This window comes from Streptomyces sp. NPDC030021, assembly GCF_055574035.1.
The window spans coordinates 1-24135 of sequence record NZ_JBVIAH010000021.1; the positions used below are offsets into that span (position 1 = coordinate 1).

The following is a 24135-nucleotide window of genomic DNA, read 5'->3' on the forward strand; positions in this document are numbered from 1 at the left end:
GCCGGTGGGCGCGGGCCGCGGACGGCGGGCCGGTGGGCGCGGGCCGCGGACGGCGGGCCGGTGGGCGCGGGCCGCGGACGGCGGGCCGGTGGGCGCGGGCCGCGGACGGCGGGCCGGTGGGCGGCAGGCGGCAGGCGCGGCAATGGACGGCGGACCGGGGGCGGTGGGCCGGTGGGCGGGGGGTTCCCGTCCGCGGTGTCACCGGGACGGCGGCGGCCTCCAGGCCGGATCCCGCCCGCTCAGACCCACCGCCCGCTCCAGCAGCGGGGCATCGTCCGGTACGGGCACGACGGCCGCGAAGGCGCCCCCGCCACGGCCCCCGTCCCGCACGGCCTCCAGCAGGAACACGTACGAGGCGCGCAGCGCAGCCGGGTCGGGTGCGTACTCCTGGCCGGTCGCCCGGGCCAGGTCCCATCCGTGCACCACCAGTTCGTTTCGGACATCTTGCGCTCGATGTACCCGGAGAGGCTCGTACACGGCTTTTGCGGGCAGGCGAAGGCTGACAACAGCCACGCACCGCCTCCGAGCCCGGCTCCGGCCGAACCCAGACCAGGCGGTGTTCTGTTCAAGGAGGTTTCACCATGCTGATCACCGTCACACGCACCGGCGGATTTGCGGGCGGGGAGCAGACTGCTTCCCTCGAAACGGAGTGCCGCAGCGACAGGCTCGAGCTGGAGCGGCTGGCTGAGCGCGCGCTCAGCGGTGAGGCCCCTGCGGGGCAGGACCCCGTTCCGGACGGCTTCAGCTACGTCGTCCGCGTCGACAGCAAGCTGGTGGAGTTACAGGATCCGTTCCTCACCGAGGACCAGCGGCAGCTGATCGACACTGTTCTGGCCGCTGCAGCCTGACCGGCCGATGGCGACCGGGACCGGTACGGCGCTGGTCCCGGTCGTCCACCCAGCAGCCTTGATCCTCGACTCGAACCGACAACTGTCTCTCTGAGCCGTGGAAAGGAGAGCAGAGAGCGGGGCCAGTCGCCCTCTCGTCCGCCTACGCAGGAGGGCGCCGTGCACCGGGATCGGTGATGCGCCGTCCTGCGCGACCTCGGCGCTGAATCCGCTCGCCTGCCGACCGCGCCAAAGTCCCACCCTTCGGCCTCGATGCCATCGTCTCCGCAGCTCATCGGGTAGTACCGGTGGTCTCCTCTAGTCCTGCCAGTGCTCGCGTCCGAGGTGGATCAGGCGGAGCTGGTTGCGGGCTGTCGCGAGGACGGGGGACCAGTCCTCGCCGCGCAGGGAGGCGGTGAGGCATGCGGAGGCCGTCATGAACATGTGGTCGACCAGGAGCCGGGACAGCATCGTCACGTCGGCGGTCCCCCAGCCTGCGCTGTGCGGGTCGGCCACGAGGACGGCGCCGATCTCGGCTGCGAAGGCGTCGAGCTGTCCGGCGATGGCCTCGCGCACCGCCGCGACTCCGCCGTGCCGCTCCCGGACGAGGAAGCGGACGTGCGCCGGACGGCTGCGGACGAGTTCGGCGACGACCTGCACCACGCAGTCGGAGCGCTGCCCGGCGTCACCGGCCGAGGCGAGGATGCCCCGTACGGTTGCGTGCAGGCTGGCCAGGGCCTCCTCGACGAGTACGGTCCCCAGCTCGTCCATGCTGCGGAAGTGCCGGTAGAAGGCGGTGGGGGTGACCCCGGCGTGCCTGGCGACCTCTCTGAGACCGAGGGTCCCGAGGCTCCGCTCCTCCAACTGGCCCAGGGCCGCGTCGAGGAGCGCGCGTCGGGTACGGAGGCGTTGTGCCTCGCGGACACCGGTGTTCGGACTCATGAAGGGCAGTCAACCGCGTCACAGTCAACGGCCGCCAGCATGAGACGAATTGGACCGGGTAGTCGGTGAACAACTGTTACCTGAAAGTGAGAGGAACTCCCGTGCTCTTCCTCGTAGGTGCACTGCTCGTCCTGGGCGTCGTCCTCGGCGCCGTGGCCCACGTGCCGGTGCCGGTCAGCGTGGCCGCCGGCCTCGCGATCGCGCTCTGGCTCGCCCTCTTCGCCGCACGCGAGCGCCTGTCGGGCCACCGTGCCGGGCGCCCCGACCATCGCCAGGGGGGTCTGTGATGAACCCGCGTACTGACGTCAAGGTCCAGGCCGATGTCCGTCCTCGCACCCGTGGCCGCTACCGTGACGCTGACATGATGGCCGTCACCGCGTTCGTTCTCGGCCTGGTCGGGCTCCTGGTGATGAACCTGGTGCTCGGCCCGATCGCCGTCGTCCTCGGCTCCCTCGCCCTGTGGCGGCAGACCGCCAGGCCAGGCCGCGCCCGCCTGGGTATCACCCTGGGCATTGCCGACCTCGTGGTCCTCGCCTCTCTCGTCACCGCCGACCACACGTGGTCGTGGAGCCTGGCCTGAGCCCTGGTCCCGGCGGCCATACTCGTCACCTCACCCGTGCTGTTGACAGCCGGAGCACCGGTCCGCCGCCGGTACCTCCGCTGCATCCACCGGGATGAGGCCCCAGCGATCCTGGACAAGGAGCACGGTCGAATCAGCGTCCACTGGTTCGTGGTCACCAGCCCTCTTCTCACGTCGCTCTGCCGGCCCGCAGAGGCACTCGCCCGACTCATCTCGCATCGAGGTGGAACGGCAAGCTCAGGGCACGGTGAAGAGGACCTTGTCGTCGTCTGATGAGGGGTCCGCCCGCTGGAGCCTGGCCCTGACGCTCGCTCCGAGCAGGAGGCTCTGGCCGTTGGTCGAGGCGACCTTGGCCAGCACTGCGGGGTCGGCCAGGTACACCTTGCCCTTGAGGGGATCATCCCGCTCCGCGTCGGTGTCGATGACCGCAGCGTCGAACACCTCGCCCACGCGGTGCATCAGGACTGCGGCCTCGGCCAGATCCACGGTCTGCCGGTCCGCGGCACCCCCCTTCCCCCGTGCCATGTCGCACGGCAGGCAGTGCAGGGCGTCGAGCACCCACTTCGGCGGAGGTTTGTCCGCGCACGCTGCCACGCACAGCTCACCGGTGTACCGGTCGACCAGGCGGCGCAGCGGAGCCGTGCAGTGGGCGTACGGGGCCGCGATCGCCGCGTGCATCGTGTACTCGGGCGTCTGGTGGTCGCGGAAGATCGTGTATTCCGCCTTGAGCATCGTGGTGGTGGCCTCGGTGAGGAAGGCCATGTGCTTCTGCTTCTTCGGATCGAGCTTGCGGACCAGCGCGGCGTACGAGACACCGGGGTCCCAGACGATGTCCAGGAGCTTTGCGATCTCGTGCAGGCGCCTGACCACGTGCTGGTCGGCCTGCTCCTTCTGGGTCCGCAGGATCCCCGTACCGCTGTCGATCATGATCTGGGACGCGGCCATTCCGGTCATGAGGGAGATCTGCTCGTTCCAGCCCTCCACCGGCAGCGTCGCCACGTAACTCAGCCGGAACGATCCGTCTTCGAAGGTGACCTCCTGATCCGGCAGGTTCACCGAGATGCCCCCGCGCGTGATCTCGACGGTCTCCCGCAGCTTGCCGATCTCGCGCAGCAATGCGACGGACTCCTCGGCCGTGCCGTCCTCGATGGCCTGCTGGACGCCGTGATAGCTGAGTTTTGCCCGGCTGCGGACCATGGCCCGGCTCACGGACGATTCGGTCACGTTGCCCTCGGCGTCGAGGTCGTGCTGCCACAGGAGAGCCGGGCGGTCCTTGTCCGGCAGCAGGCTGGCCGCATCCTCGGAGAGCACGGGCGGGTGCAGGGGCACCTTGAGGTCGGGGAAGTAGAGGGTCTCGATCCGGTCATGCGCCTCGGCGTCCACGGGGCTGCCGGGCCTGACGAACGCGGCCACGTCGGCGATGGCGTAGTACACGCGGAAGCCGCCGCCGGGCCGCCGCTCCAGGTGCATGGCCTGGTCGAGGTCCTTGGAGGTCGGCGGGTCGATCGTGAAGAACGGCAGGTGGGTGGCGTCCTTGTGGTGCAGTTGCGGTTGGGCCGCTGCCTTGTCGGCCGCTTTGAGTACGCGCTTGGGGAAGGCCACAGGGATCTTCAGCTCCGCACGGAGCTCCACCAGCGCGGAGCGCAGGGTGTCCAGGGCCTCGTCAGACATGTGCATCGGGCGGCGTCGCATGCCCCGAGCGTAGGGCGACGGTCACGGACCGGCGCGGCGAGCGGGTCCGGATGGCGGAGCGGCCCGCACGGACGGGGGGTGGCGGTGGGCGCGCGGGAAGGGGGCATCGCCCAGGTTCTGTCCGGCTGATCCTTACGGAAGCACGGCACGCCCGGACGGCGGAGCACACGTGCTCCCCCGCACGCCCGGGGCGCGGGCCGGGGCGGGCGGTCCTGCGCTCACGGGGCGCCGGCGCGGCCACGGGTGCCGCCGCCGTCGCCGCGGCCGTCGCACTCGCCATATGGCTCCCCGGACACCGCGACAACGGCAACGGTGACGGCGGGCGCGGGACGGCCTCCCCCGGAGCCTCCCCCGCACCGTCCTCGCCCGCGCAGCCGGGCCGGCCCGGCGGGGGCGCTGCCGGCCGCGTGGACCGGCACATGGACGGGTGTCGGCCCCGGAACACCGGAAGCGGACGGCGTGACCCGGGCGCGGACGGGCGAGTTCTCCGTCACCGTCACGCTGAACGGTGGAGCGGTGGGCGAACTCGTGGGCCGGCAGGTCAGCGACCTCAAGGAGACCTCCACCGGACGGAACCTGGGATGCACCGAAGCCCTGCGGCTCCAGCAGATCCGCGGGAACGGCGCGGTGTTCGAAGCTGTGACCAGCCATCCCACCGACCGTACCGCGGTCTTCGAGTGCCCCCGGGGCAACCTGTACATCCTGACCATGACGGACCCGGACCGCCTCACACTCGAATCGGAGGGCGCACAGTCGGCAGGAGCCCCCGCCACACTGAACCGCCACCCGTAGCCGCACACCACCCGCCCCCGGGGCCGGGGCCGGGCCGGGGGCGGGGGCGGGGGCGGGGCGCACAGCAGAAGGGGGACTTCCACATCAGCGCGACGAAGTTCCGGCCGCGCAGGGCTCCTTCGTCGAGCCGCCCCCGTTCAGCTGCTCGGCACCTGGACCGGCCTGGCCAGCACCTGGTCCAGGACCTCGGTGAGGAACCGTGCCGGATCCGTCGCCGGCTCCGTGGCGCGCATCGCGACGATCCCGTCCGGACGTACGAGCAGCGCCCCTTCGTCGGAAAGCCACGGGACCGCGACGTGATGCGCGGGAAGTCGGACGTCCGCCGCGGCGGTGAGCCAGCGGTCTCCGGTGACGCCCGCCAGCAGGGTCCACCGGGACGCCACCAGGTCGAGCGTGGAAACCCCGTCGATCCATGCGTGGGGCACCCGTGAACCCGGCGACCCGTCCAGCACCAGGTCCACCGTGGAGGGGAGTTCAGGCTCCGGATCGACAACGGCGGCCGAGTCGTACCTCTGCCCGAGGTGCACGACCGGCGCCGCCCACACCCCCGCCGCCGCCCTGGCGGCGTCGGCCTCGGGTCCGCGTCCCCAGTGCAGTTCCGGGTCGGCGAGCCTGCGCATCGCCTGGTCCAGCGTCGCCGCGGCGACCGGTTCGCGTTCGTGCGCGTAGGTGTCGAGCAACCCGGCGCCGGCCTCGCCGTGGTGGACGGCGGCCAGCTTCCACGCCAGGTTGTGCGCATCGGCGATCCCGGTGTTGAGGCCGAACGCGCCCAGGGGCGACACGGTGTGTGCGGCGTCGCCCACGAGGAACACGCGGCCGACGGCGAAGCTTTCGGCCGCTGCGCTCCGGGGCCGCCACGAGAGCACGCTGCGTACCTCGACGTCGAGGCCGGGATCGCCGACCGCCAGCCGGACGAGCGCGGCGCAGCGCTCGTGCGTGAAGTCCTCGGGGCGTTCGCCGCCGTCGACGTCGCAGGGGACGTGGAAGACCCAGCTCGTCTCGCCGTCCACGGTGGCGAGCAGGCCGGGCGCCTCCGGAGTGGTGATCGTGCAGGTGGCGAAGGCCATTCCCCGCAGGTGCGGCCGGAGGTCGGCGCGGAACAGGATGTTGATCATCGACTTGCCCAGGTCGCCCGGCCCGGAGGTGCCCACGCCGAGCACGGTCCGCACGGTGCTGTGCGTGCCGTCGGCGGCGACCACGTGTGCGCACCGCAGCGAGTAGCGGCCGTCGGGTCCCTCCAGTTCGACGTCGACCCCCTCGGCGTCCTGCGCGATGCCGATCAGGCGGGTCGACCACCGCAGGTCCGCTCCGCGGCGTGCCAGGTCTGCCGCTACGACGGCGTCGAGCCGGTCCTGGGCGCAGACGCCGCGCAGTCTGAACGGCGTCACGTCCAGTTCGCCGGCGGACGGGGCCGGCATGGGCACGGTCACGACGTCGCCCGCGCCCATCTCGACCACGGTCCGCGCCACCGCCTTGCCCGCGGCGCCCCGGAGGTCGACCGCGGCGGCGTCGACGGCGGCGTCGAGGCCGAGTTCGCGCAGGACCTCGACGCTGCGCGGTCCGATGCCGGTGGCACGCGGGTGCGCCGACGGTCCGGACCGGCGTTCTACGAGCACCGCGGGTACGCCGTGGTGGGCGAGCAGCGCCGCGGTGAGCAGGCCGACGCTGCCGCCTCCGACCACGAGCACCGGGACTTCTGGATACATCGTCTCCGTCATGGATACACCGTAGCCAGAAGGTAGGATGCAGGTCAACGAGGAAAGGAACCTCCCCATGACCGAACCCGTCCCCTCGTCGGTGTGGACCCGGCCGCGCCCCGAGCCGCGTCGACGCGCGCCTGGGGTGGGCCAGTACGTGGCCGCCGCGCTGGCCGTCGCGGACGCGGAGGGATTGGCGGCGGTCTCGATGCGGCGGGTCGCGGGGGATCTCGGATCCGGTACCGCCTCGCTCTACCGCTACATCACCAACCGCGACGAGCTGGTGGACCTGATGGTCGACGCGGCCCAGGGCGAGGATCCGCCGCCCGAGTCCACCGAGGACTGGCGTGCCGATCTGGGGGCGGTCGCGCACGCGTTGCGTGCGACGCTCCTGCGGCATCCTTGGCTGGCGGGTGAACTGGCGGGGAGGCCCGCGCTCGGCCCCAACTCGTTGCGGCGGTCCGAGTCCGCGCTGCGCGCCGCCGTCGCGCTCACGCCCGACATCACCCTGGCCTCGCAGGCGCTCGGCGCCGTGCACGCGTACGTGCTGGGTTCGGTCGCCGCCCAGCAAGCCCTTCGACGCGCGGAGCAGCGCACGGGGCTCAGCGAGGAGGAGTGGCAGCGCAGCGTCGGCCCCTACATCAGCGAGGTCCTCGCGGCGGGCGAACACCCGATGCTCGCCCGCCGCGTCCTCGAAGCCGAGGAACCCGACCCCGACGTCGAGTTCGCGTTCGGCCTGGACTGCGTGCTCGACGGGCTCGCGGCCCGGCTGGGTGGCTGAGCGGTCCGTACGCGGAGCGGTTAACGGTCCTGCGGGTGGAGGAAGAGGCGTACGCGGCCCTCGGCCGGGACTCCGGCCGGATCGACGGCGCGGGTCAGATCGGGTGGGGCCGGGTCGGGTCGGGTCGGCAAGGCCATGGTCGTCGAGCACAGGACGGTGTTGCGGGCGTCGGCCGGTGGGCAGACAGCGGGCGGGGCCGCGGGGAAGGAAGGGATCTCCCCTGCCCCGGCATCGCGTCGCGGCTCCGGCCAGGTCATCGGGGGCCGTGGCGGAGTCCCTCGGCCAGGCTCCCGGCGCCGTCGGCGATCGCTTCGGTGCAGCCGCGTGAGACCGGTGTACGACCGGTGCGTCCACCGCCGCCGAACGGCCGCTCAGGGCAGGGCTGCCCGGCCCTCCCCACCGGTCGGCACTGCTCCGATCGGGTGGAGTACGGGTGAATATCCGGCGCGCCGCAGGTGCCTCCGCATCCGAAGAAACGATCAGGCCTTGGTACGACGGGCGCGTTCCCACGCGACCAAAAGGTGCTCGCCCGTGCCTCCCACCACCCGCAATGCCCCAGAGCCAGGAACGCCCCAGCGGCCGAACCCCCGCCGTCGGCGCGGCCTGGCGGCGCTGCTCACCGGCATCCTGCTGGCCGCCGCCCTGCCCCTGGCCGCCGGGGCCCCGCAAGCCTGGGCCGCCGTCGGCATCGACGAATACCCCGTACCCACCCCCAGCACCCCGGTCGGCATCACCACCGGCCCGGACGGGGCCATGTGGTTCACCGAGGCGGTCGGCAACAAGATCGGCCGGATGAGCCCGACGGGCACCCTCATCGCCGAGTACCCCCTGCCCGGCGAGTTCAGCACCCCGCACGACATCACCACCGGCCCGGACGGGAACGTCTGGTTCACCATGCAGCACTTCGACTCCCGGGTCGGGAAGGTCGACACGAACGGCACGGTCACCGAGTACCCCTCCCCGACCAGTTCGTCGAACCCACCGGCATCACCGCGGGCCCGGACGGGGCCATGTGGTTCACCGAGCAGAACGCCCACCGGATCGCCCGCATCACCACCACCGGCGCCCTCACCGAATACCCGCTGCCCGCCGGCTCCGGCCAGCCGTCCTACATCACCACCGGGCCGGACGGGAACCTGTGGTTCACCGAGATCGGCGACAACCTCATCGGCCGCATGACCCCGTCCGGCGTCGTCACCGAGTTCCCGGTACCCGGCGGCGGCGGCCCGACCGACATCACCACCGGCCCTGACGGGAACCTCTGGTTCACCGTGTTCGGCGGCAACCGGATCGGCCGGATCACCCCGTCCGGCGTGATCACCCAGTACGACGTACCGGAGAACGGCCTCGCGCCCCAGCCCCAGGACATCGTCGCCGGACCGGACGACAGCCTGTGGTTCACCGAACGCAACAGCGGGCAGATCGGGCGGATCAGCACGTCCGGCGTCATCGCCATGAACCCCCTGCCCTCCTCGGAGCGCGGCCCCTGGGGCATCACCAAGGGCCCGGACGACGACATCTGGTTCGCCGAGACCTCCAGCTTCATCGGGCACCTCCACCTGACCGACGCCGACTTGGCCGTCGCGAAGTCCGACACGGGCTCCGACCCCGTCGTGGAGGGCCAGAACGTGACGTACACGCTCACCGCGACGAACAACGGCTCGCAGACGGCCGAGGGGGTCGTCCTCCAGGACACCCTCCCGGCCGGACTGCAGTTCGTCTCGGCGTCCCCCGGGTGCACCGCGTCCGGCACCACCCCGGACGTCGTCCCTGTGGCATCGGCGCCCTCACCGCCGGAGCGAGCGCCGCGCGGACCATCACCGCGACGGCCACGACCGAGGACATCGCCGTCGACACGGCGGGGGTGGCCGGCGCGGTCTCCGACCCGGCCCCGGCCAACGACATCGCGACGGAGACCACCACCGTCGACGCGGTCACCTGCTTCGGCGAACAGCCCACCATCACCGGCACCCCCGGCAACGACCAGATCAACGGCACGCCCGCACGCGATGTCATCCTCGCCCGCGGTGGCGACGACACCATCAACGGCCTCGCGGGCGACGACCTCGTGTGCGGCGGCCCCGGCGACGACTTCCTGTTCGGCGACGTCGGCAACGACAACCTCGACGGCGGCCCGGGCACGAACAGCAACAACGGCGGGCCCGGCACCGACGTCTGCGCCAACCCCGGAACGGGCCCCGGCTGCCCCTGACCCGATCCCGACGGGGTGCTCCCGAGACCGCGACCGGGACCCGGCCCCGGACCGGGAGCACCCCGCGCCTCCCGACCTCAGCCGTCGAGCAGTCCGCCACGCGGCGCGGGCGAGCCGGAGCCGGCAAGCCCCGCCGGCCCGGCAAGGAGCGCCGGATTCGGCGGGTCTGGCCGAGTGCGGCGCTCAGTGAGGTGCGTGAGCGGCGCCAGGTCGTCCGGATCGGCGGACGGCATCACTGCCCGGACGATCCGAGGGTCTGATCGGCCGTCTCGAAGCGGTGTTCCGTCGGCTTCAACTCTTCGTAGAGGTGGCCGAAGTACTCCGTTTCCGCCGTTCCTCTGAGTACCGCCAGGAGGAAGGCGAGGCACCCCATGGCGTGATGCTCCCACAGGGGGCCGCGCCCCTCGTTGTAGAGCACGGTCCACTCGTCGGGATGCTGTCCGGGCCGCACCAGCCAGTACAGGAACGCGCCCGTGCCCTCCTCGAACGCCCACGGCACGACCCTCGCCCCCGCCTCCAGCAGTCCGGCAGGCTTCGCCTCGAACTCCCACAGGCCGGCCAGGATCTCGTCCCGTTCCGCCGTCTGCGCGTGCAGGTCGCAGTCGTCGTAAGCGGAGTCGGGAACGAGCAGCCAGATCGTCTCGTCGAAGAGGCCGTCGCCGTACGTCTCGACGAGCTGCTTGTAGTCGGCAGGCAGAGCCGCACCCAGGGCACGCTCGGCCTGCGCCCAGTCCACCGCGGGCGGCGGATCGGCGGGCGGCGGGCAGAGGCGGACGAGGGCATCGAGGGCGATCATGGAACGGACGCTACGGGAACGGCAGCCGGTGCCCGTGGGCGGGTCGACAGGCCAGGCGAAGATCGGCAGCGGAACCGGCCCCGGACCTGCGTCTGTCGGAGGGTCGATGAGCACGCACTCGGCCGGTGGAGCCCACTACGGTGCACAGCGAGAGGGGAGATCCGCAGCGCCGCGGACGCCGTGCGCGGGGCGGGACTTTCGCGATCAAGCCGATCACGGCGGTGACGAAGTCCGCGATCGGTGCGCCGACGTCACCGACGAAGTCGGCCGCCTTCAGGGCATCCTCGGCGAGCGAGGAGACCGGCCCTCCGCCAGCCTCGCGTGGGGGCGGACGGGCGCATCCCGGCCGCACCCTTCGGAGTAGCGAACCGTACGCCCCCGCTGCCCGTTCAGCCGGAATCTGCGAGTGATCACGGGAATCCCACCCCTCAGGGGGCCGGGGTGATGCCGATTCGGCGTCGCCTGCGGATCTTGTCCGGCGCATCGAGCGAACCGCACTGGCTCAAGGTTGCGACTTGGGCGAGGTGCGCACTCGCTCGGGATGGGACGCCGGCGCCGAGGTGAGTACCGATCGCGGACTGGTTGTTGTTTCCCCTTGCGCGGAGGATTCCTTCTGCGTACGGATCCGTCGCCGCCATGGATTCGTTTCCTCGGATGGGTGGACGAACGACCTGGTCGCTGCGGTGGGAGTCGCGAATCCATGGCACCAGGGCGGCAGTCTGCGGGAGCTGCACGACCTCTTTCCGTTCATGAGCTGGAGCGAGCTGGCGCAAGCGTTCGAGGATGGTGACCCTGCTCCCGCGAAGTGGAGCGAGCTCCTTTCCAGCGAGTGGCACCTGCCTGATCGACCACTCGTTCAGGCGGCTCACGAGCACCCTGGCCTGCGGAGGTTCTGGCCCGACATGAGCCACAGGAGTCTGATGCTGTGCCGGACGCCATTCGACTTGGAATCGGGCCTTGTGAAGATCCGGCCCCTGGAGGAAGGGCGCTGTCGAGTGACCATGACTCCGGATGGGTTCTGGCATGAGGTGCCGTCGCCGAGTGTGGCACTTGAGGTCGCCGCTGCCTGTTTCGATTCTCCTCCGGCTGCGTAGCCACCCGGCCCGCAGACAGGCGATGCCGCAGTCTGCGCGCCGGCCGGCTGACGCGCGCACCATCGGGCCCGCACCCGGCCCCGGCGGCCCGGCTGGTTCGCGTCCGCCGGCCGCGGCCGCTGTCCGGGTCGGGCAAGTGGGCATGGGGAGCGTGGGCATCCATGCCAACGTCCTGGCCTCGCTACACCGCTGCGACGGCGGGCCCCTGCGCGGCCCTGGCGTGCTGCATGGCCGTCAGCCTGCGGACGAAGAGCACCGCGAGGACTGCCGCGGCAACGTCGAGGACGTCACCGAGCAGCATCGTCGTGGCCGCGTCACGCATGGCGCCGGGGCTCTGGGCACGGCCGTAGGACATGCCCCCGTACCACCCCAGGAGCCGGGACAGGACGAAGGCGCCCCACCAGAGGTTGACCAGGGTCAACGGGAACCGGCGGTAGCCTCCGTCAGCTCCGGAGGGGGTGCTCGACCCCCAGGTCGTGACAGCGATCCGGTACGGCAGCCAGAGGTTGGCGAGCGGTACGAACCAGGCGCCGATCGCCCAGCCGCGCGCGAGCTTGTCCGCGCCGGGGGCGAAGACTTCGGCGATCGTGCGCACCCGGTGGAACCAGATGATGAAGACGATGCCCGTCACGATCAGGGCGTTGCCCTGGATCGTGCCGACCAGGCCGGTCAGCCTCTCGCCGCGGGCCAGATCCGCGTCGCTCACCTCCGCGGGATCCGCGAGGAGTCTTTCCATGAGCGAGCGGGTGTTCCAGTCGGCGTAGACGGCGTAGACGGCGATTCCGACGACCAGCGCGAACAGCGCGGTCAGCGCGATGGCCAGGCCGACGGGCACGCGCAGCCGTACGCCCTTCACACCGGGGGCGGCATACGGGGACGGGACCGGGACTGGTGCCGGCGGACCGACCGGAGCTGCGGACATGCTGAGGAACCCCCCACGGGTACGGAACACGAAAAGGCGCACCGGACAGGGCGGGCCAAGCAGAATCTACGTCAGCTGGTCCGTCCGCGTCACGCTCGTTCCCCCAGGTCAGGGCGAACGGCAACGCCGGCGGCCTGCACCGACCGTGCAGCGGCCGCCGCCCGACGCGCGCTCCCGACTCCAAGGGGGGCCGACGGCGACGCGGGACTCCCGGGACACGGTCCGGGTCCTCAAGCCGGAACCGGCGTGTGCCGTCTGCGGTGTCGGCCACGGCAAGGGATGCGGCTGGCGCCTCCGTGGATACGACGATCTTGCCATGGGCCGGCAGCCCGGCAAGGGCAGCGGCCCGGTCGGACTCCGGACTCGCCGTCGTACCGCCGGTCGGCTCCGGGAAGTCGGGCTGCCGACGCGCCAGTTGGCGGCCGCCGCCCGGACCGCCCGGACCGCCCGGGCGATCCGCCCCACCTCCGCCAGGAACCCCCCGCCAGGAACCCGCCAGGCGTCCTGCTGCGGATACAGCCCCTGCCGGGAGAACAGGCCGGCGCCGCATCCGGCGTCATCAAGGCCGCCATCGCCATCGCAGCCCTCGTCTGACGGACACCCGGGACGCGTGGCCACCTCCCGTCCCATGAAGGGTCGGGGCCGCGCCGTGGCCGGGCAGCGCACGCACAGCACGCACGTGGCCTGCCAGGCCGACGGCCGACTGCGTCGACCACCGCCACGTCGTCGAGACTTCGACACCGATCGCCAGGACCGGAAGCGGGGCTTCCTCCGCAACGGCTCCGCCCGGGAGGGCGGCAACGCCGGCGGCGCCTCCTGTCTTGCCTGCCATTTGCTTGCGGCTCCGCAAGGGTGCACACTTGCGCGAATTCCGATCGGGCGCAGCGTCGCACCCTCATGACGAACGTGCCCGGAACCGACGCCCGGGTCATCAGAAAGCCACACGGGAGCACGTGTTGAGTACACCAGGTACCGCCCGTCAGCAGCATCTTCGAAGCCTCAGCGACGGGGAACTCTGTGCCCTGCTGCGTGGGCACACCTCGGAGTCCGACGCGGCGGTCAGCGACGTGATGGATGAGGTGTTCGCCCGTCACCATCCCTCGGTGCTCGCCTACGCCCGCACGTGCTGCCGAGACCTGTCCACCGCCCAGGACCTCGCCGCCGAGGCCTTCGCCCGTACCTACCGCGCCATCGCCTGGGGTGCCGGACCCGAATACGCCTGGCGGCCGTACCTGCTGACCTGCGTGCGCCGTCTGGCGGCAACATGGGCGCGGGATGCCGCCCGTACGCGGCTGTCCGACGATTTCGAGGAATGGGCCGCCCAGCTCTCGGACGGCCAGGACACCGAGGACGCCGTCTTCTCGGCGGAAGAGGGGTCGCTGGTCCTGCACGCCTACCGGTCGCTGCCGGAGCGCTGGCAGGCCGTGCTGTGGCACTCCGTCGTCGAACACGAGCCGGCGGCCGAGACCGCAGCACGCCTCGGGATATCGGCGGGAGGCATCGGCTCACTGGTCGCGCGTGCACGGGAAGGCTTGCGGGAGGCGTACTTGCGCGCTCACCTGGACCAGACCGCGAGCGACGAGTGCAAGCACTACGGTGGGCAGATCGCCACCAGGCTGCGCCGACCGGGCAAGCGCCTCACCCGGGACCTGGGCCGCCACCTTCAGGGGTGCGACGACTGTGCACGCGCCGAGCGCGACCTGCGCGATGTCAACGGCCGTCTGGGCGTGCTGCTGCTGGGTGGAATCCTGCTGTGGAACCCCGCCTCCTTCCTGTCGGCCCTGGGTGGGGGCGGCACGCAGCTCGCCTCGGCCACACTGAACGGGACGCAGTTCGCCGGAGCCAAGGTCGGCCCCGTGAAATGGGCCGCTGCGGCAGCCGTGGCGGGAACGGCGGCCACCGTGGTCGTCCTGCTGCCGGCCGACTCCGAGAGCGACAGGTCCGGGCAGGCCGCAGCTCCCGCCAGAACGTCCGCCGCCCTGGCCGGACCTCTCCCGGAAACCGCACCGATCGTGGCCATCGGTCCGGCGGCCTTCGCCACTGCCCCCACCACACCGCTCCCTTCCGCCTCCGCCTCCGCCTCCGCGTCCGCGTCCGCCTCGGCCTCCGCCGTGCCGCCTTCCGCGTCGCCCTCGACGGATCGCACGGGCGCCGCCCTGGTCAACGTGGCCTCGGGGCTGTGCGTCGGCTTGGGCGGCGACGGTTCCGCCGGCCCGTTGCAGCTCGAGAAGTGCACCGGGAAGGCCAACCAGGCATGGCAGCAGCTGCCTGCCCATCAGAACACGTACCAACTCCGCAACGCGGACACCGGCACCTGCCTCGACGGAACCACCGGCGGCGGGAATCTCGTCGCGGTCACCCTTCGACCCTGCCGGACCGGCGCGGACCGCGCGACGCAACTCTGGCGGTTCGAGCCGGACGCACGGCGCGGCGCGTTCCGCGTCTGGTTCGTGCCGAAGGTTCCGAACACCGACTACTCCGACCATCTGCTGGGCCCGCGGAACTGGCCGAAGGCCGACCCGCCGCGTCCGGGATCGGAGTTGGTGCACCTGCCCAACTACTACAACTCGGTCAACCTGCTCTTCGCCCTGAGGTGAGCCGGCCGCCTCCTCCTGTCAGCGCTGCCGTCACCCTCGTGTCGGCGCCCCGGCGGACCGGGGGGCGGCTCGCCCGAAGCGGCGGCCGTCTCCCGGACCCCGGTCGTGGAGCCGGGTGGGGCGCCGGCACCCGGAGGTGGCTGGCACATCGGCCGAACTCCTTCGGTGAGCAGGCCGGTGCGCAGGGCCCGTAGGCGGTCTCCGCCAACGGTGAGGGCGTTCCAGGCGGAGTGTGACAGCTGGTAGGGCGCCACTGAGGATCACCACTGACCTGCGGCCAGCCCGGTGACACTCGCATCGCGTTCTGCCAGGCGGGCGCAAGCTACTCGTGTCCGACAGACGACACTGGACCCATGAGCGAGCACCGCTTCACCCGCGACGACACCAGCGCCAGCATCGCCCCGGCCGCTGTCCGCCCACCCCACTACCGGCACAAACTCCGGTACGAAAAGCCGGCGGTGGCGGCCCGGACCAGTCCCGAGGGGCACACCCTGCGCGCTCTGTCCGACCTCACGGTGGTGACCTGTGCCTGCGGCCTCACCACCCCGGCGCTCCCGAACGACGACGCGCGACTCGCCTACGAGGCGCACCGCAACGAGATCCGTGACGAGATGGCCTGAGCACCGGCTCTGCAGCCGATCGCGTGGCGGACCGGCCGGCTCCGATCCGACCGCGCGATGCGACGGCCGACACCAGTGCCGTCCACGACCCCAAGGGCGGTCGACCACTGACAGTGGACTCCAGGGGAAGGCGACTGCGCAAACACGGGAGCGGCTGTGCCCCAGGTTGACCCGCCGGGCGGCGTGGCTCGCCCCTGCCCGGCAGGTCGCTGCCCATCATCGAGGGCACCGTCATCCGCCTGGTGTGGAGCACCCGTTGTTCCTGTTCGACCGCCCCTGCCGCACCCAGAGCGTCGTCATAGGACGCGGCACGACCGGTGGCCGGCGCAGCGTCCCCGGTCCCCGCAACCCCGGTAGGAGCAGTCAGCACGACGACTCCCCCAGGAACGACAACCGGAAGACGCAACCCCGCCACACCACAGGGCCACACACGCCACTCCACCCTTATGATCAACGGAACCCCACCGCCAGACAGCACAGCACCAGCCACCGGGCCCGGCGCCACACCACCCGCCAGGCCCGGCAGAGCCCCCGGAGACCACCGGCACAGCACGGCACGGCACGGCACGGCACGACCTGCCGACCCCGGCCCCGCCCCGCACGGCACCACTGGCACCACCCCTGGCACGACCCGGCACAACCCGCCCCGCTCGCCTCGCACGGCACGGCACGGCACCTACCGGAACACCAGAGAGGAACCCACGTGGAAACTGCACGAACCGCAACCCTGGTCGCCGCGACCATCACCGCCGGACTCATCAGCGGCCTCTTCTACGCCTTCACCGTCGCCGTGATGCCCGGCCTCGCCCGCAGCACCGACAGAACCACCGTCGAGACCATGCAGAACATCAACAAGGCCATCCTCAACGGGTGGTTCATACTCGCCTACCTCGGCGCACCCCTCCTGATCACGGCCACCCTGATCCTGCACGCCACCGACCCTGACACCCGGGACACCATCCCCCCGCTCGCCGCCGCGCTCGTCACCTGCCTCGCCGCCATGATCATCACCGCGCGCATCAACATCCCGCTCAACAACGCCCTCGAACAGGCCGGACCCCCCGAACACCACACCGACCCCGCCATCCACACCACCCGCACCGCCTACGAAACCCCCTGGAACAAGGCGAACACCTGGCGCACCATCCTCACCACCCTCACCCTCGCCTTCCTCGCCTACGCCCTCGCCCTCCACTGACCCCCACCACACACGAACACCAGCAGCCTCTCCGGCCGGGTCCACCGTTTGACGATGTGCGGCACGGAGAACCGGAGCAGGCCAGGTTTGCAGCGGGATCTCCACCATCGCCTCGTGCTCCTCGTCCGACTCGAACCAGCGGACGGCGGCGGGGAGGTTCCGCCGGGAGTCGCGGGAGGCCCGGGCTCCGGTCCGCCCGGCGGGCACGTCGAAGCGGGCCGTGTCGTCGAGGTGCAGTCCCTCCACCGGACCCGCAGTTCCGGGTCCTCCATCCGCGGTGAACGGCCTTCCCGGCGGGGGAACAAGCAGCTGGAACGGACTACGAACCCCATCCGGTCGGATCAGCCTGAAGCACCGGGAATCTGCCTGGCCTCGGCCCACAGGCGCTCGAACTCCTCCGCGGACATCCCGGCTTGCCCGCGGCTGGTCCTGCCAGTCGTCGAGGACAGCCTCGGCCGGAGGGACAGGGGCGTCCCACGCGCCTTGTCCCCCATGCGATCCACCCGGGTGAACCGGCCAGGCCCTGCATCACTGCGCAGCAGGCCCGCCCGGCTCACCCGAGCGCGACGTGATCGTCGGATCAGATGACGCCCTGCGCCAGCATCGCGTCCGCGACGCGCTCGAAGCCGGCGATGTTCGCGCCGGTGACGTAGTCGCCCGGGGCGCCGTAACGCTCCGCGGTCTCGTGAGCGACGGCGTGGATCGAGCGCATGATGGCGGCGAGTTCGTCCTCCACCCGCTGTGCGCTCCAGGCCACCCGTCCGGCGTTCTGGCTCATCTCGAGGGCGCTGACCGCGACCCCTCCCGCGTTGGCGGCCTTGCCGGGCCCGAACGCGACCCCGGCCTCCTGCAGGATCCGTACGGCCTCGGGGGTGGTCGGCATGTTGGCACCCTCGGAGACCGCCTTGACCCCGCCCGCGACGAGCGTACGGGCGTCCTGCGCGTCCAGTTCGTTCTGCGTCGCGGAAGGGAAGGCGACGTCCGCCGGCACCTCCCAGACCCGCCCGCCCGGCACGAACCGCGCCGAGGATCCGCGCCGCGCCGCGTAGTCGCTCACGCGCCCGCGCTCGACCTCCTTGACCTGCTTGAGCAGTGCGAGATCGATGCCCTTGTCGTCGACCACGTAGCCGCGGGAGTCCGAGCAGGTCAGCGGGTTCGCGCCGAGCTGCTGGAGCTTCTCGATCGTGTACAGCGCGACGTTGCCGGAGCCGGAGACGACCGCTGTCAGTCCGTCCAGCGACTCGCCCCGGACCTTCAGCATCTCGGCGGCGAACAGCACGCTGCCGTAGCCGGTCGCCTGCGGGCGGATCGCGGAGCCGCCCCAGCCCTGCCCCTTGCCGGTCAGGACGCCGGCCTCCCAGCGGTTGGTGATGCGCCGGTACTGGCCGAAGAGGTAGCCGATCTCGCGGCCGCCGACCCCGATGTCCCCGGCGGGCACGTCGGTGTGCTCCCCGATGTGCCGGTGCAGTTCGGTCATGAAGGACTGGCAGAACCGCATGACCTCCGCGTCCGACCGGCCGTGCGGGTCGAAGTCGCTGCCGCCCTTGCCGCCGCCGATCCCGAGGCCGGTCAGGGCGTTCTTGAAGATCTGCTCGAAGCCGAGGAACTTCACCACACCGATGTCCACCGACGGGTGGAAGCGCAAGCCCCCCTTGTACGGGCCGAGCGCACTGTTGAACTCGACGCGGTAGCCGCGGTTGACGTGGACGCGGCCCCGGTCGTCCTGCCACGGGACACGGAAGACGATCTGCCGCTCGGGCTCGGTGAGCCGCTCCACCAGGGCCATGGCCGGGTCGGCGTACTCGGGCCGGGCGGTGAAGACGGGGGCCAGGGTCTCGAGGACCTCCCGTACCGCCTGGTGGAACTCGGGCTGTGCGGGATTGCGGCGCTCGATATCGGCCCGCAGTGCTTCCAGCCTGTCCTTCGAGTCCTTCACGTGTGTCCCTCCAGGGAGTGCGCGGTGCGCAGACGACGGCAGGTCCATGGTGTCCGCGCGTCCGCGAATACCGGTTGATTTCGGGTGCGGCGCGCTCCGAACATTTGCTTTCGGAAAAGTTTTTCCGGAGCGTGCCCCTCTTGCGGAGGCTACCGCGCACGGTGCTGCTCTGGGGAAGGCTTCTGCCCTGCGGACAAAAACGCCTGCGCCGTCGGGCCACGGCCGACGGTCAGACTGCGGTTGCGGAGCCGCTCCCGAGTCGTCGGGCGAATGCCCGGGCGGCGATCAAGTCGCCCTCGTCGGGACGCTGTTTGTTGATGCCCCCGATCAGCCGGAACGGCATCCACGTGTCGAGCGCGCGGCAGGTGAAGGTGTCCGCCACTTCGAAGCCCCTGACTTCGAGCAGACGCACCAGCGGACGGGTGAACGGAGCGAACGCCAGCTCCGGCAGGCCGCTCGTGGCGAAGACGAAAGCGCGCCCCGCCAGGGCCGGCTTCGACGGTGGCACGGCCCGGACGAACCCGAGCAGGTCCTGGTGCATCCGCTGCGAGAAGACACCGGAGCCGAAGCCCACGAGGTCGTAGCCCGGCAGGTCCGAAACCTCGACTTCATCCGGCGCGACCACCCGGGCATCGAGCACGTCGGCCATGGCTTCCGCCACGCGACGGGTGTTGCCGTGGGATACCGACGTGCATACGAGCAGAGTCTTCATCAGCCTTCCCTTCATCTGTCGTCTCGCAGCGGGGACCGAACACACGCGCCGGATGTGACAATGCCGTCGCGCGTGGCGGTCAGGTGAACTTGAAGGTCCGGTCGGCTCACCGCGCGTCCGCCGTTCCAGGCCGGCCCGCCCCCGGCCGACCGCTGTGGATCGCCGGTCGTCAGAGAGGTGTCGGCCGCTCGGCTCCGCCCTCGGCCGGGCTGCCGGCCGTGGTGGCGTACGGCGGTGTACGACGGCGAACGGCCTGTGCACGTTCCTCGCCCGATGCGCCACGGGGCCGCCGCGTCGAGACGCCCCGACTGTGCAAGATATCCCATATCTGACGTTTCGTGGGGCAGGCTGGTTCCCGCCAGGAGCATCAGCACGCGGTCGGCCCCGGCCGGCCTTCGACAGGCAGGAGCAGAGCCATGGCGGAGAGCCCCGAGGTGTCCGACAGCCCCACGCAGCCACCCCCGCGCGACTGCGTCAACGAGCCGATCGCCGGGATCATGGCCGAGTTCGTCGGCGAGCGGATGGGGGACCGCGTCGCCCAGGGGCAGGATCCCCTCCTGCGCCCGGTCTTCGTCAAGTTCCACGGAGCGGCTCGCGGCCTGCTGACGGTCGCCCCGGATCTGCCGCCCGAGTTCCGCATCGGTTTCCTCCGGGCCGCGGCGGAACAGGGCGGCCTGACCGCCTGGGTGCGCATCTCCAGCGACACCCAGCCGGAGCGGCCGGATCTGCGCAGGACCGTCGGGTGGGGCATCAAGCTGTTCGGCGTGCCGGGGCCGAAGCTGCTTGCGGACGACACCCGGGCCGACACACAGGATCTCGTACTCCAGAACCACGACGTCTTCTTCGTCGACACCGCCCGGGACATGTGCGAGTTCCAGCTGGACCAGGCGGCGTACCAGCAGCAACACCCCCTCACCCGGCAGATCCTGGCGGACATGCGCAAGCCCGTCGAGAGCACGCTCACGTCGACGTACTGGGGCGTGCTGCCGTACTCCTTCGGGCCGGACCGGCACGTGAAGTACAAGCTCGTCCCGGCCGGCTGCGCGGACGGGGACCCCCTGGCGTCGCCGCCGGACGAGGACCCCTCCTTCCTGCGCGGGGACCTGCGCCACCGCCTGGCCGCCGGCCCGGCCGTCTTCGACCTGCTGCTCCAGTTCCGAACCGACCCGGACCGCATGCCGCTGGACCGGGCCACCGTGCGCTGGGAGGAGGGCGAAAGCGCGCCCGTGAAGGTGGCGCGACTGACTCTGCATCAGCAGGACACCACCGCACGGGGGCAGGAGCAGTACGGGGACAACCTCGCCTTCAACCCCTGGCACAGCCTGTCCGAGCACCAGCCCGTCGGCAGCATGGCCGAGGCCCGCGAGGCCGTCTACCACGCGTCGGCGGCCCGGCGCCGCGACGCCAACGGCATTCCGGCGGCGGAGCCCGGACCCGCGCGGCCGGCGGCCGCCGAACCGCACGGACGCGACACCCGGATCGTACGGGCCGCCGTTCACCCGGCGATCGGAGTGGCCCGCGTCGGCGACAGCGCGGAGGAGTTCTTCCTCGCCCCGGAGCTCGACGGGGCTCCCCCACCGGCCACCGGTACGTACAAGGACGCGACGGGCGCGCTCAAGCGGCAGGCCGTCCGGTTCCGGGTGTACGGCTACAACGCCGCCGGTGAGGCGGTGGCCGAGCTGACGGCGGACAACGCCGACCTGCGGTGGACCGTGGAGGTGGCCAACAAGAAGGCCGCCTGGTACCAGTTCCAGCTGGCCCTGGACATCCCCGAGGCGGAACAGGCACCCGCGACCACGCTGCGCAACGTCAGCACGGTGCCCGCAGGCGGACGCGACCGGCTGGCCATCACCCCCGGGCCCCGCTCGATCCGGGGCCGCGAACGCGCGGGGAAGCCCGAGTACGCGTTCGACTCGGGTACGTTCCTGGGGCATCCCGTCTACCTGGGCGAGCTGCGCACCGATGGCGCCGGCCGCCTGCTCTTCCTCGGCGGGCGCGGGGTGTCCGCCTCGTACCCCGCCGCCCAGGCGACACACTTCGCCAACAACGACGGCTGGCACGACGACACCTGCGACGGCCCGGTCACCGCGCAGGTCCGTATCGACGGCAGGAGCGTCCCGGTCGATCCGGCCTGGGTCGTGGTCGCTCCCCCGAATTTCGCACCGGAGCTGAAGTCCGTGCGCACGATGTACGACCTGATGCGCGACACCTTCGTGGCCGCGGGCATGCTGGCGCCTCCGGCGCGGGTCTCGTTCACCCACGACGTGCTGCCGGTGCTGCGCCGGCTGTGCGATCTGCAGTGGGTCAACCGTGGCATCGCGGCCCTGTTCGGTCATGGTGGGCGCGAGCACTTCCTGGCGCCCGAGCGGCTGGCGGAGCTGGCCGGCCACGGCACCCGGCGCGACGAACTGCGCCGGCAGATCTGGGCGATGATGCGCGATCCCGACCGCGACGGGCTCTCCCCCGTGCCCTGGCCGCCGATCTACGGCGACTCGATGAGCGTGCGGCCGGTCTCCGCGCGGCAGCACCTGGCGCTCTCCCCGTTGCAGTACGACATGCTGGCCCGCTGGGCCGCCGGGGACTTCGACGCCGACTACGATCCGCAGGCCACGGCGCCCACGGGGCTCGACGGCCTGCCGCTCGCGCAGCGCCCGGCGGCCCTCGACCGGGCCGCCCTGTCGTACTGCCTGGCCGACGCCTTCCACCCCGGTTGTGAGCTCACCTGGCCGATGCGTCACGCCACCTTGTACTCCGCGCCCTTCCGCGTACGCCACCGCGACCCCGCCCGGCCCGAACCCGGTTACGGCACCACGCTCACCCCGCAGACGGCGCTCGCCGTCGACGGTCCGGTGTACGGCCAGGAGCCGGGCGGTCTGACCCGCTGGATGGCCGTGCCCTGGCAGACCGACACCGCCCGCTGCCGCTCCGGGTACTACCTGGGCTTCGGGCCGCGGTACGACCCGTACCTGCCCACCTTCTGGCCGGCGCGGGTGCCCAACCACGTGTTGACGGAGGAGAACTACCGGACCGCCGTCGACCCCGCCGCCGACCCCGAGGACCGTCGCAGCGCCTTCGAGGACAGGGCGGTGTGGGACAGATGGCTGCCCTCCGACCGCATCGCCCAGATGAACGCCATGGTCAAGGACTTCGGCAAGCTCGGCATCGTCGCACGGCGGGAGGGCCCTGCCGCCGATACCAGTCACGGCTCCGGCACCGACAGCGGCTCCGGCACCGTCACCGTCGCCGGTGACGTGGTGAGTCTCCCCGCGACCATGCTGGTGGAGTCCGAGGTGAGCTTCCATCCCGAACAGGCTCCGCCCCCGCTGCGGAACCTGGTGTGTCTGCACGTGCCCGAGGCCGCCGATCCCGCGGTGCGGGAGGAGGCGGTGGCCGCCGCCATCGCCGCGGCAGGCCGGCCCGACGAGGAGGTAATGGCGGGGTACTTCGAGAAGGTCGCCCGCTTCCCGGAGACGCCGTGACCGCTCGGACCGGCCCGGTTCCCCTCGCCGGGCGTTTCGAGGCCGTCGTGGCCGGCGGCGGCCCGGCCGGGGCCGTCGCCGCCCTGGTCCTGGCCCAGGCCGGCCGACGCGTCCTGCTGGTGGACGGGGGGCCGCCGGGCGCGCCCTCCGCCGCCTTCACGGTCGGGGAGACCCTGCCGCCCGCGGCCCGGCCGCTGCTCGACGATCTGGGGCTCTGGGCCGCCTTCACCGCCGACGCGCACCTGAGCTGCCCGGGCACCTACGCGTCCTGGGGATCGGCGCAGTTGCACGGCCACAGCCACCTGCTCGACCCGCACGGCCACGGCTGGCACCTCGACCGCGACCGGTTCGACGCCTTCCTGCGCGAGGCCGCGGTGGCCGCGGGCGCGCTGATCCGGCGGGCCGTCGTGATCGGCCACCGCAGCACGGCCGGGGAGCAGCACCTGCTGGTGCGGGAGCGGGGCGGCGCCGTACGGGAGCTGTGCTCGGGCTGGGTCGTGGACGCGACGGGCCGCCGCTCCCTCATCGGCCGCCGCCTGGCCCGGCGCCGCCGGCAGGACCGGCTCGTGGCCGCGTACTCGCTGCTCGGCGCACGCGGGGCGGGCGGTCACGCCGGGGACCTGGAGTTGCGTACGCTCGTCGAGGCGGTGCCCGACGGCTGGTGGTACACCGCCAGGGTCCCCGCCGGGCGGGTGGTCGCCCATCTCACGGACGCCGACCTCGCCGCTGCCCGGCTGCGCACGGCGGACGGATTCCGGTACGCGGCGGCGCGTACCCGCCACGTACGGGAGCGCCTGAGCGGCTACGACCCGGCCGACTCCCCCGCGCCGTGCTGGACGGCCGCCCACGGACTGCGGCTGTCCCCGCCGGCCGGCCCCGGATGGGTCGCCGCCGGGGACGCCGCGATCGCCTTCGACCCCCTGTCCTCCCAGGGCATCCTCACGGCCCTGCACACCGGGGCCCACGCCGGCCGGGCCGTCGACCGGTGTCTGGCGGGCGACACGGGCGCCCTCGCGTCGTACGCCTCGTTCCTGGACGGCGTCGCGGATGCCTACCACCACCATCACGCCCGGACCTACGCCGAGGAGCGGCGGTGGCCGGAGCACCCGTTCTGGCGCCGCCGGAACGGGTGGCCGCACTGACCCGGCGCTGCCGCCTGTTCCGGTGGCAGGCCGTCCGTCCGCAGGCGGCGTGAGCGGCTCGACCCCTCGGCCCGGGCCGGGGTTCCGGCCCACGTCACCGCGCTCTTCCCGTTCCC

19 protein-coding genes and 3 pseudogenes are annotated in these 24135 nt (G+C 72.0%); 14 read left to right on the forward strand and 8 right to left on the reverse strand.

Annotated features, from left to right (window positions below; genetic code table 11):
- Nucleotides 1–198: 198 nt before the first annotated feature.
- Nucleotides 199–441 (reverse strand): annotated as a pseudogene (locus tag ACZ4YL_RS32420) (DinB family protein); the annotation flags it as partial.
- Nucleotides 442–581: 140 nt separating this feature from the next.
- On the opposite strand from ACZ4YL_RS32420, the gene ACZ4YL_RS32425 reads away from it, so the two are divergent.
- Nucleotides 582–848 (forward strand): protealysin inhibitor emfourin, encoded by a 267-nt coding sequence (locus ACZ4YL_RS32425; RefSeq protein ID WP_468121375.1) that lies wholly within the window; start codon nt 582–584, stop codon nt 846–848.
- Between the two features lie 297 nt (nt 849–1145).
- On the opposite strand, the gene ACZ4YL_RS32430 is transcribed toward ACZ4YL_RS32425, so the two are convergent.
- The gene (locus ACZ4YL_RS32430; protein WP_468121376.1) at nt 1146–1769 is read right to left on the reverse strand and encodes a TetR family transcriptional regulator; all 624 of its coding nucleotides are present in this window, start codon (nt 1767–1769) and stop codon (nt 1146–1148) included.
- Between the two features lie 101 nt (nt 1770–1870).
- Between ACZ4YL_RS32430 and ACZ4YL_RS32435 the strand changes: the two genes are divergently transcribed.
- Both ACZ4YL_RS32435 and ACZ4YL_RS32440 read left to right on the forward strand, forming a co-directional pair.
- Nucleotides 1871–2056, forward strand: a complete 186-nt coding sequence (locus tag ACZ4YL_RS32435; RefSeq protein WP_362407276.1) for a hypothetical protein — start codon at nt 1871–1873, stop codon at nt 2054–2056.
- The gene (locus ACZ4YL_RS32440) at nt 2056–2349 is read left to right on the forward strand and encodes a DUF4190 domain-containing protein (RefSeq protein ID WP_468121377.1); all 294 of its coding nucleotides are present in this window, start codon (nt 2056–2058) and stop codon (nt 2347–2349) included. The genes ACZ4YL_RS32435 and ACZ4YL_RS32440 overlap by 1 nt, the downstream gene beginning before the upstream one ends.
- Before the next feature lie 237 nt (nt 2350–2586).
- Here ACZ4YL_RS32440 and ACZ4YL_RS32445 read toward each other — a convergent pair whose 3' ends face one another.
- Complete coding sequence (locus tag ACZ4YL_RS32445; RefSeq protein ID WP_468121378.1) at nt 2587–4041, reverse strand: ribonuclease catalytic domain-containing protein; 1455 nt, start codon at nt 4039–4041, stop codon at nt 2587–2589.
- Between the two features lie 459 nt (nt 4042–4500).
- On the opposite strand from ACZ4YL_RS32445, the gene ACZ4YL_RS32450 reads away from it, so the two are divergent.
- Nucleotides 4501–4833, forward strand: a complete 333-nt coding sequence (locus ACZ4YL_RS32450; RefSeq protein WP_468121379.1) for a hypothetical protein — start codon at nt 4501–4503, stop codon at nt 4831–4833.
- Between the two features lie 137 nt (nt 4834–4970).
- Here ACZ4YL_RS32450 and ACZ4YL_RS32455 read toward each other — a convergent pair whose 3' ends face one another.
- Complete coding sequence (locus tag ACZ4YL_RS32455) at nt 4971–6551, reverse strand: FAD-dependent monooxygenase (RefSeq protein ID WP_468121380.1); 1581 nt, start codon at nt 6549–6551, stop codon at nt 4971–4973.
- Nucleotides 6552–6606: 55 nt separating this feature from the next.
- On the opposite strand from ACZ4YL_RS32455, the gene ACZ4YL_RS32460 reads away from it, so the two are divergent.
- The 4 genes and pseudogenes from ACZ4YL_RS32460 to ACZ4YL_RS32475 all read left to right on the forward strand — a co-directional run bounded on the left by ACZ4YL_RS32460 (nt 6607) and on the right by ACZ4YL_RS32475 (nt 9523).
- A complete protein-coding gene (locus ACZ4YL_RS32460; RefSeq protein WP_468121381.1) occupies nt 6607–7311 on the forward strand; it encodes a TetR/AcrR family transcriptional regulator C-terminal domain-containing protein in 705 nt (234 codons plus the stop codon).
- Between the two features lie 135 nt (nt 7312–7446).
- A pseudogene (locus ACZ4YL_RS32465) lies at nt 7447–8280 on the forward strand (Vgb family protein); the annotation flags it as partial.
- 41 nt (nt 8281–8321) lie between these two features.
- Nucleotides 8322–9029, forward strand: a pseudogene (locus tag ACZ4YL_RS32470) (virginiamycin B lyase family protein); the annotation flags it as partial.
- 17 nt (nt 9030–9046) lie between these two features.
- Nucleotides 9047–9523, forward strand: coding sequence for a calcium-binding protein (locus ACZ4YL_RS32475; RefSeq protein ID WP_468121382.1), 477 nt, complete (start codon nt 9047–9049; stop codon nt 9521–9523).
- Between the two features lie 232 nt (nt 9524–9755).
- On the opposite strand, the gene ACZ4YL_RS32480 is transcribed toward ACZ4YL_RS32475, so the two are convergent.
- The gene (locus tag ACZ4YL_RS32480; RefSeq protein ID WP_468121383.1) at nt 9756–10319 is read right to left on the reverse strand and encodes an SMI1/KNR4 family protein; all 564 of its coding nucleotides are present in this window, start codon (nt 10317–10319) and stop codon (nt 9756–9758) included.
- Between the two features lie 749 nt (nt 10320–11068).
- Between ACZ4YL_RS32480 and ACZ4YL_RS32485 the strand changes: the two genes are divergently transcribed.
- Complete coding sequence (locus ACZ4YL_RS32485; protein WP_468121483.1) at nt 11069–11413, forward strand: DUF6193 family natural product biosynthesis protein; 345 nt, start codon at nt 11069–11071, stop codon at nt 11411–11413.
- 181 nt (nt 11414–11594) lie between these two features.
- On the opposite strand, the gene ACZ4YL_RS32490 is transcribed toward ACZ4YL_RS32485, so the two are convergent.
- Nucleotides 11595–12335, reverse strand: coding sequence for a DUF4328 domain-containing protein (locus tag ACZ4YL_RS32490; RefSeq protein WP_468121384.1), 741 nt, complete (start codon nt 12333–12335; stop codon nt 11595–11597).
- 956 nt (nt 12336–13291) lie between these two features.
- Between ACZ4YL_RS32490 and ACZ4YL_RS32495 the strand changes: the two genes are divergently transcribed.
- From ACZ4YL_RS32495 to ACZ4YL_RS32505, 3 genes are all read left to right on the forward strand, one after another.
- Nucleotides 13292–14932 (forward strand): sigma-70 family RNA polymerase sigma factor, encoded by a 1641-nt coding sequence (locus tag ACZ4YL_RS32495; RefSeq protein ID WP_468121385.1) that lies wholly within the window; start codon nt 13292–13294, stop codon nt 14930–14932.
- 353 nt (nt 14933–15285) lie between these two features.
- Complete coding sequence (locus ACZ4YL_RS32500) at nt 15286–15552, forward strand: hypothetical protein (protein ID WP_351157085.1); 267 nt, start codon at nt 15286–15288, stop codon at nt 15550–15552.
- Nucleotides 15553–16255: 703 nt separating this feature from the next.
- Nucleotides 16256–16750 (forward strand): anthrone oxygenase family protein, encoded by a 495-nt coding sequence (locus ACZ4YL_RS32505; RefSeq protein WP_468121386.1) that lies wholly within the window; start codon nt 16256–16258, stop codon nt 16748–16750.
- A 580-nt stretch (nt 16751–17330) separates the two neighbouring features.
- Here the strand turns inward: ACZ4YL_RS32505 and gdhA are convergent.
- The gene (gene gdhA, locus ACZ4YL_RS32510) at nt 17331–18686 is read right to left on the reverse strand and encodes an NADP-specific glutamate dehydrogenase (protein WP_468121387.1); all 1356 of its coding nucleotides are present in this window, start codon (nt 18684–18686) and stop codon (nt 17331–17333) included.
- A 229-nt stretch (nt 18687–18915) separates the two neighbouring features.
- Nucleotides 18916–19398 carry a flavodoxin family protein gene (locus ACZ4YL_RS32515; RefSeq protein ID WP_468121388.1) on the reverse strand — a complete coding sequence of 161 codons (483 nt, stop codon included), beginning with the start codon at nt 19396–19398 and terminating at the stop codon, nt 18916–18918.
- A 416-nt stretch (nt 19399–19814) separates the two neighbouring features.
- Between ACZ4YL_RS32515 and ACZ4YL_RS32520 the strand changes: the two genes are divergently transcribed.
- Nucleotides 19815–22877, forward strand: coding sequence for a LodA/GoxA family CTQ-dependent oxidase (locus tag ACZ4YL_RS32520; RefSeq protein ID WP_468121389.1), 3063 nt, complete (start codon nt 19815–19817; stop codon nt 22875–22877).
- The gene (locus tag ACZ4YL_RS32525; RefSeq protein ID WP_468121390.1) at nt 22874–24019 is read left to right on the forward strand and encodes an FAD-dependent monooxygenase; all 1146 of its coding nucleotides are present in this window, start codon (nt 22874–22876) and stop codon (nt 24017–24019) included. The genes ACZ4YL_RS32520 and ACZ4YL_RS32525 overlap by 4 nt, the downstream gene beginning before the upstream one ends.
- The last annotated feature ends 116 nt before the right edge of the window (nt 24020–24135 follow it).

What these genes read in the sequence shown, in the direction of transcription:
- ACZ4YL_RS32425 (WP_468121375.1), top strand. Translation starts at nt 582, where the DNA reads ATGCTGATCACCGTCACACGCACCGGCGGATTTGCGGGCGGGGAGCAG.
- ACZ4YL_RS32430 (WP_468121376.1), bottom strand. Translation starts at nt 1,769, where the DNA reads ATGAGTCCGAACACCGGTGTCCGCGAGGCACAACGCCTCCGTACCCGA.
- ACZ4YL_RS32440 (WP_468121377.1), top strand. Translation starts at nt 2,056, where the DNA reads ATGAACCCGCGTACTGACGTCAAGGTCCAGGCCGATGTCCGTCCTCGC.
- ACZ4YL_RS32445 (WP_468121378.1), bottom strand. Translation starts at nt 4,041, where the DNA reads ATGCGACGCCGCCCGATGCACATGTCTGACGAGGCCCTGGACACCCTG.
- ACZ4YL_RS32455 (WP_468121380.1), bottom strand. Translation starts at nt 6,551, where the DNA reads ATGACGGAGACGATGTATCCAGAAGTCCCGGTGCTCGTGGTCGGAGGC.
- ACZ4YL_RS32460 (WP_468121381.1), top strand. Translation starts at nt 6,607, where the DNA reads ATGACCGAACCCGTCCCCTCGTCGGTGTGGACCCGGCCGCGCCCCGAG.
- ACZ4YL_RS32480 (WP_468121383.1), bottom strand. Translation starts at nt 10,319, where the DNA reads ATGATCGCCCTCGATGCCCTCGTCCGCCTCTGCCCGCCGCCCGCCGAT.
- ACZ4YL_RS32485 (WP_468121483.1), top strand. Translation starts at nt 11,069, where the DNA reads ATGAGCTGGAGCGAGCTGGCGCAAGCGTTCGAGGATGGTGACCCTGCT.
- ACZ4YL_RS32490 (WP_468121384.1), bottom strand. Translation starts at nt 12,335, where the DNA reads ATGTCCGCAGCTCCGGTCGGTCCGCCGGCACCAGTCCCGGTCCCGTCC.
- ACZ4YL_RS32500 (WP_351157085.1), top strand. Translation starts at nt 15,286, where the DNA reads ATGAGCGAGCACCGCTTCACCCGCGACGACACCAGCGCCAGCATCGCC.
- ACZ4YL_RS32515 (WP_468121388.1), bottom strand. Translation starts at nt 19,398, where the DNA reads ATGAAGACTCTGCTCGTATGCACGTCGGTATCCCACGGCAACACCCGT.
- ACZ4YL_RS32520 (WP_468121389.1), top strand. Translation starts at nt 19,815, where the DNA reads ATGGCGGAGAGCCCCGAGGTGTCCGACAGCCCCACGCAGCCACCCCCG.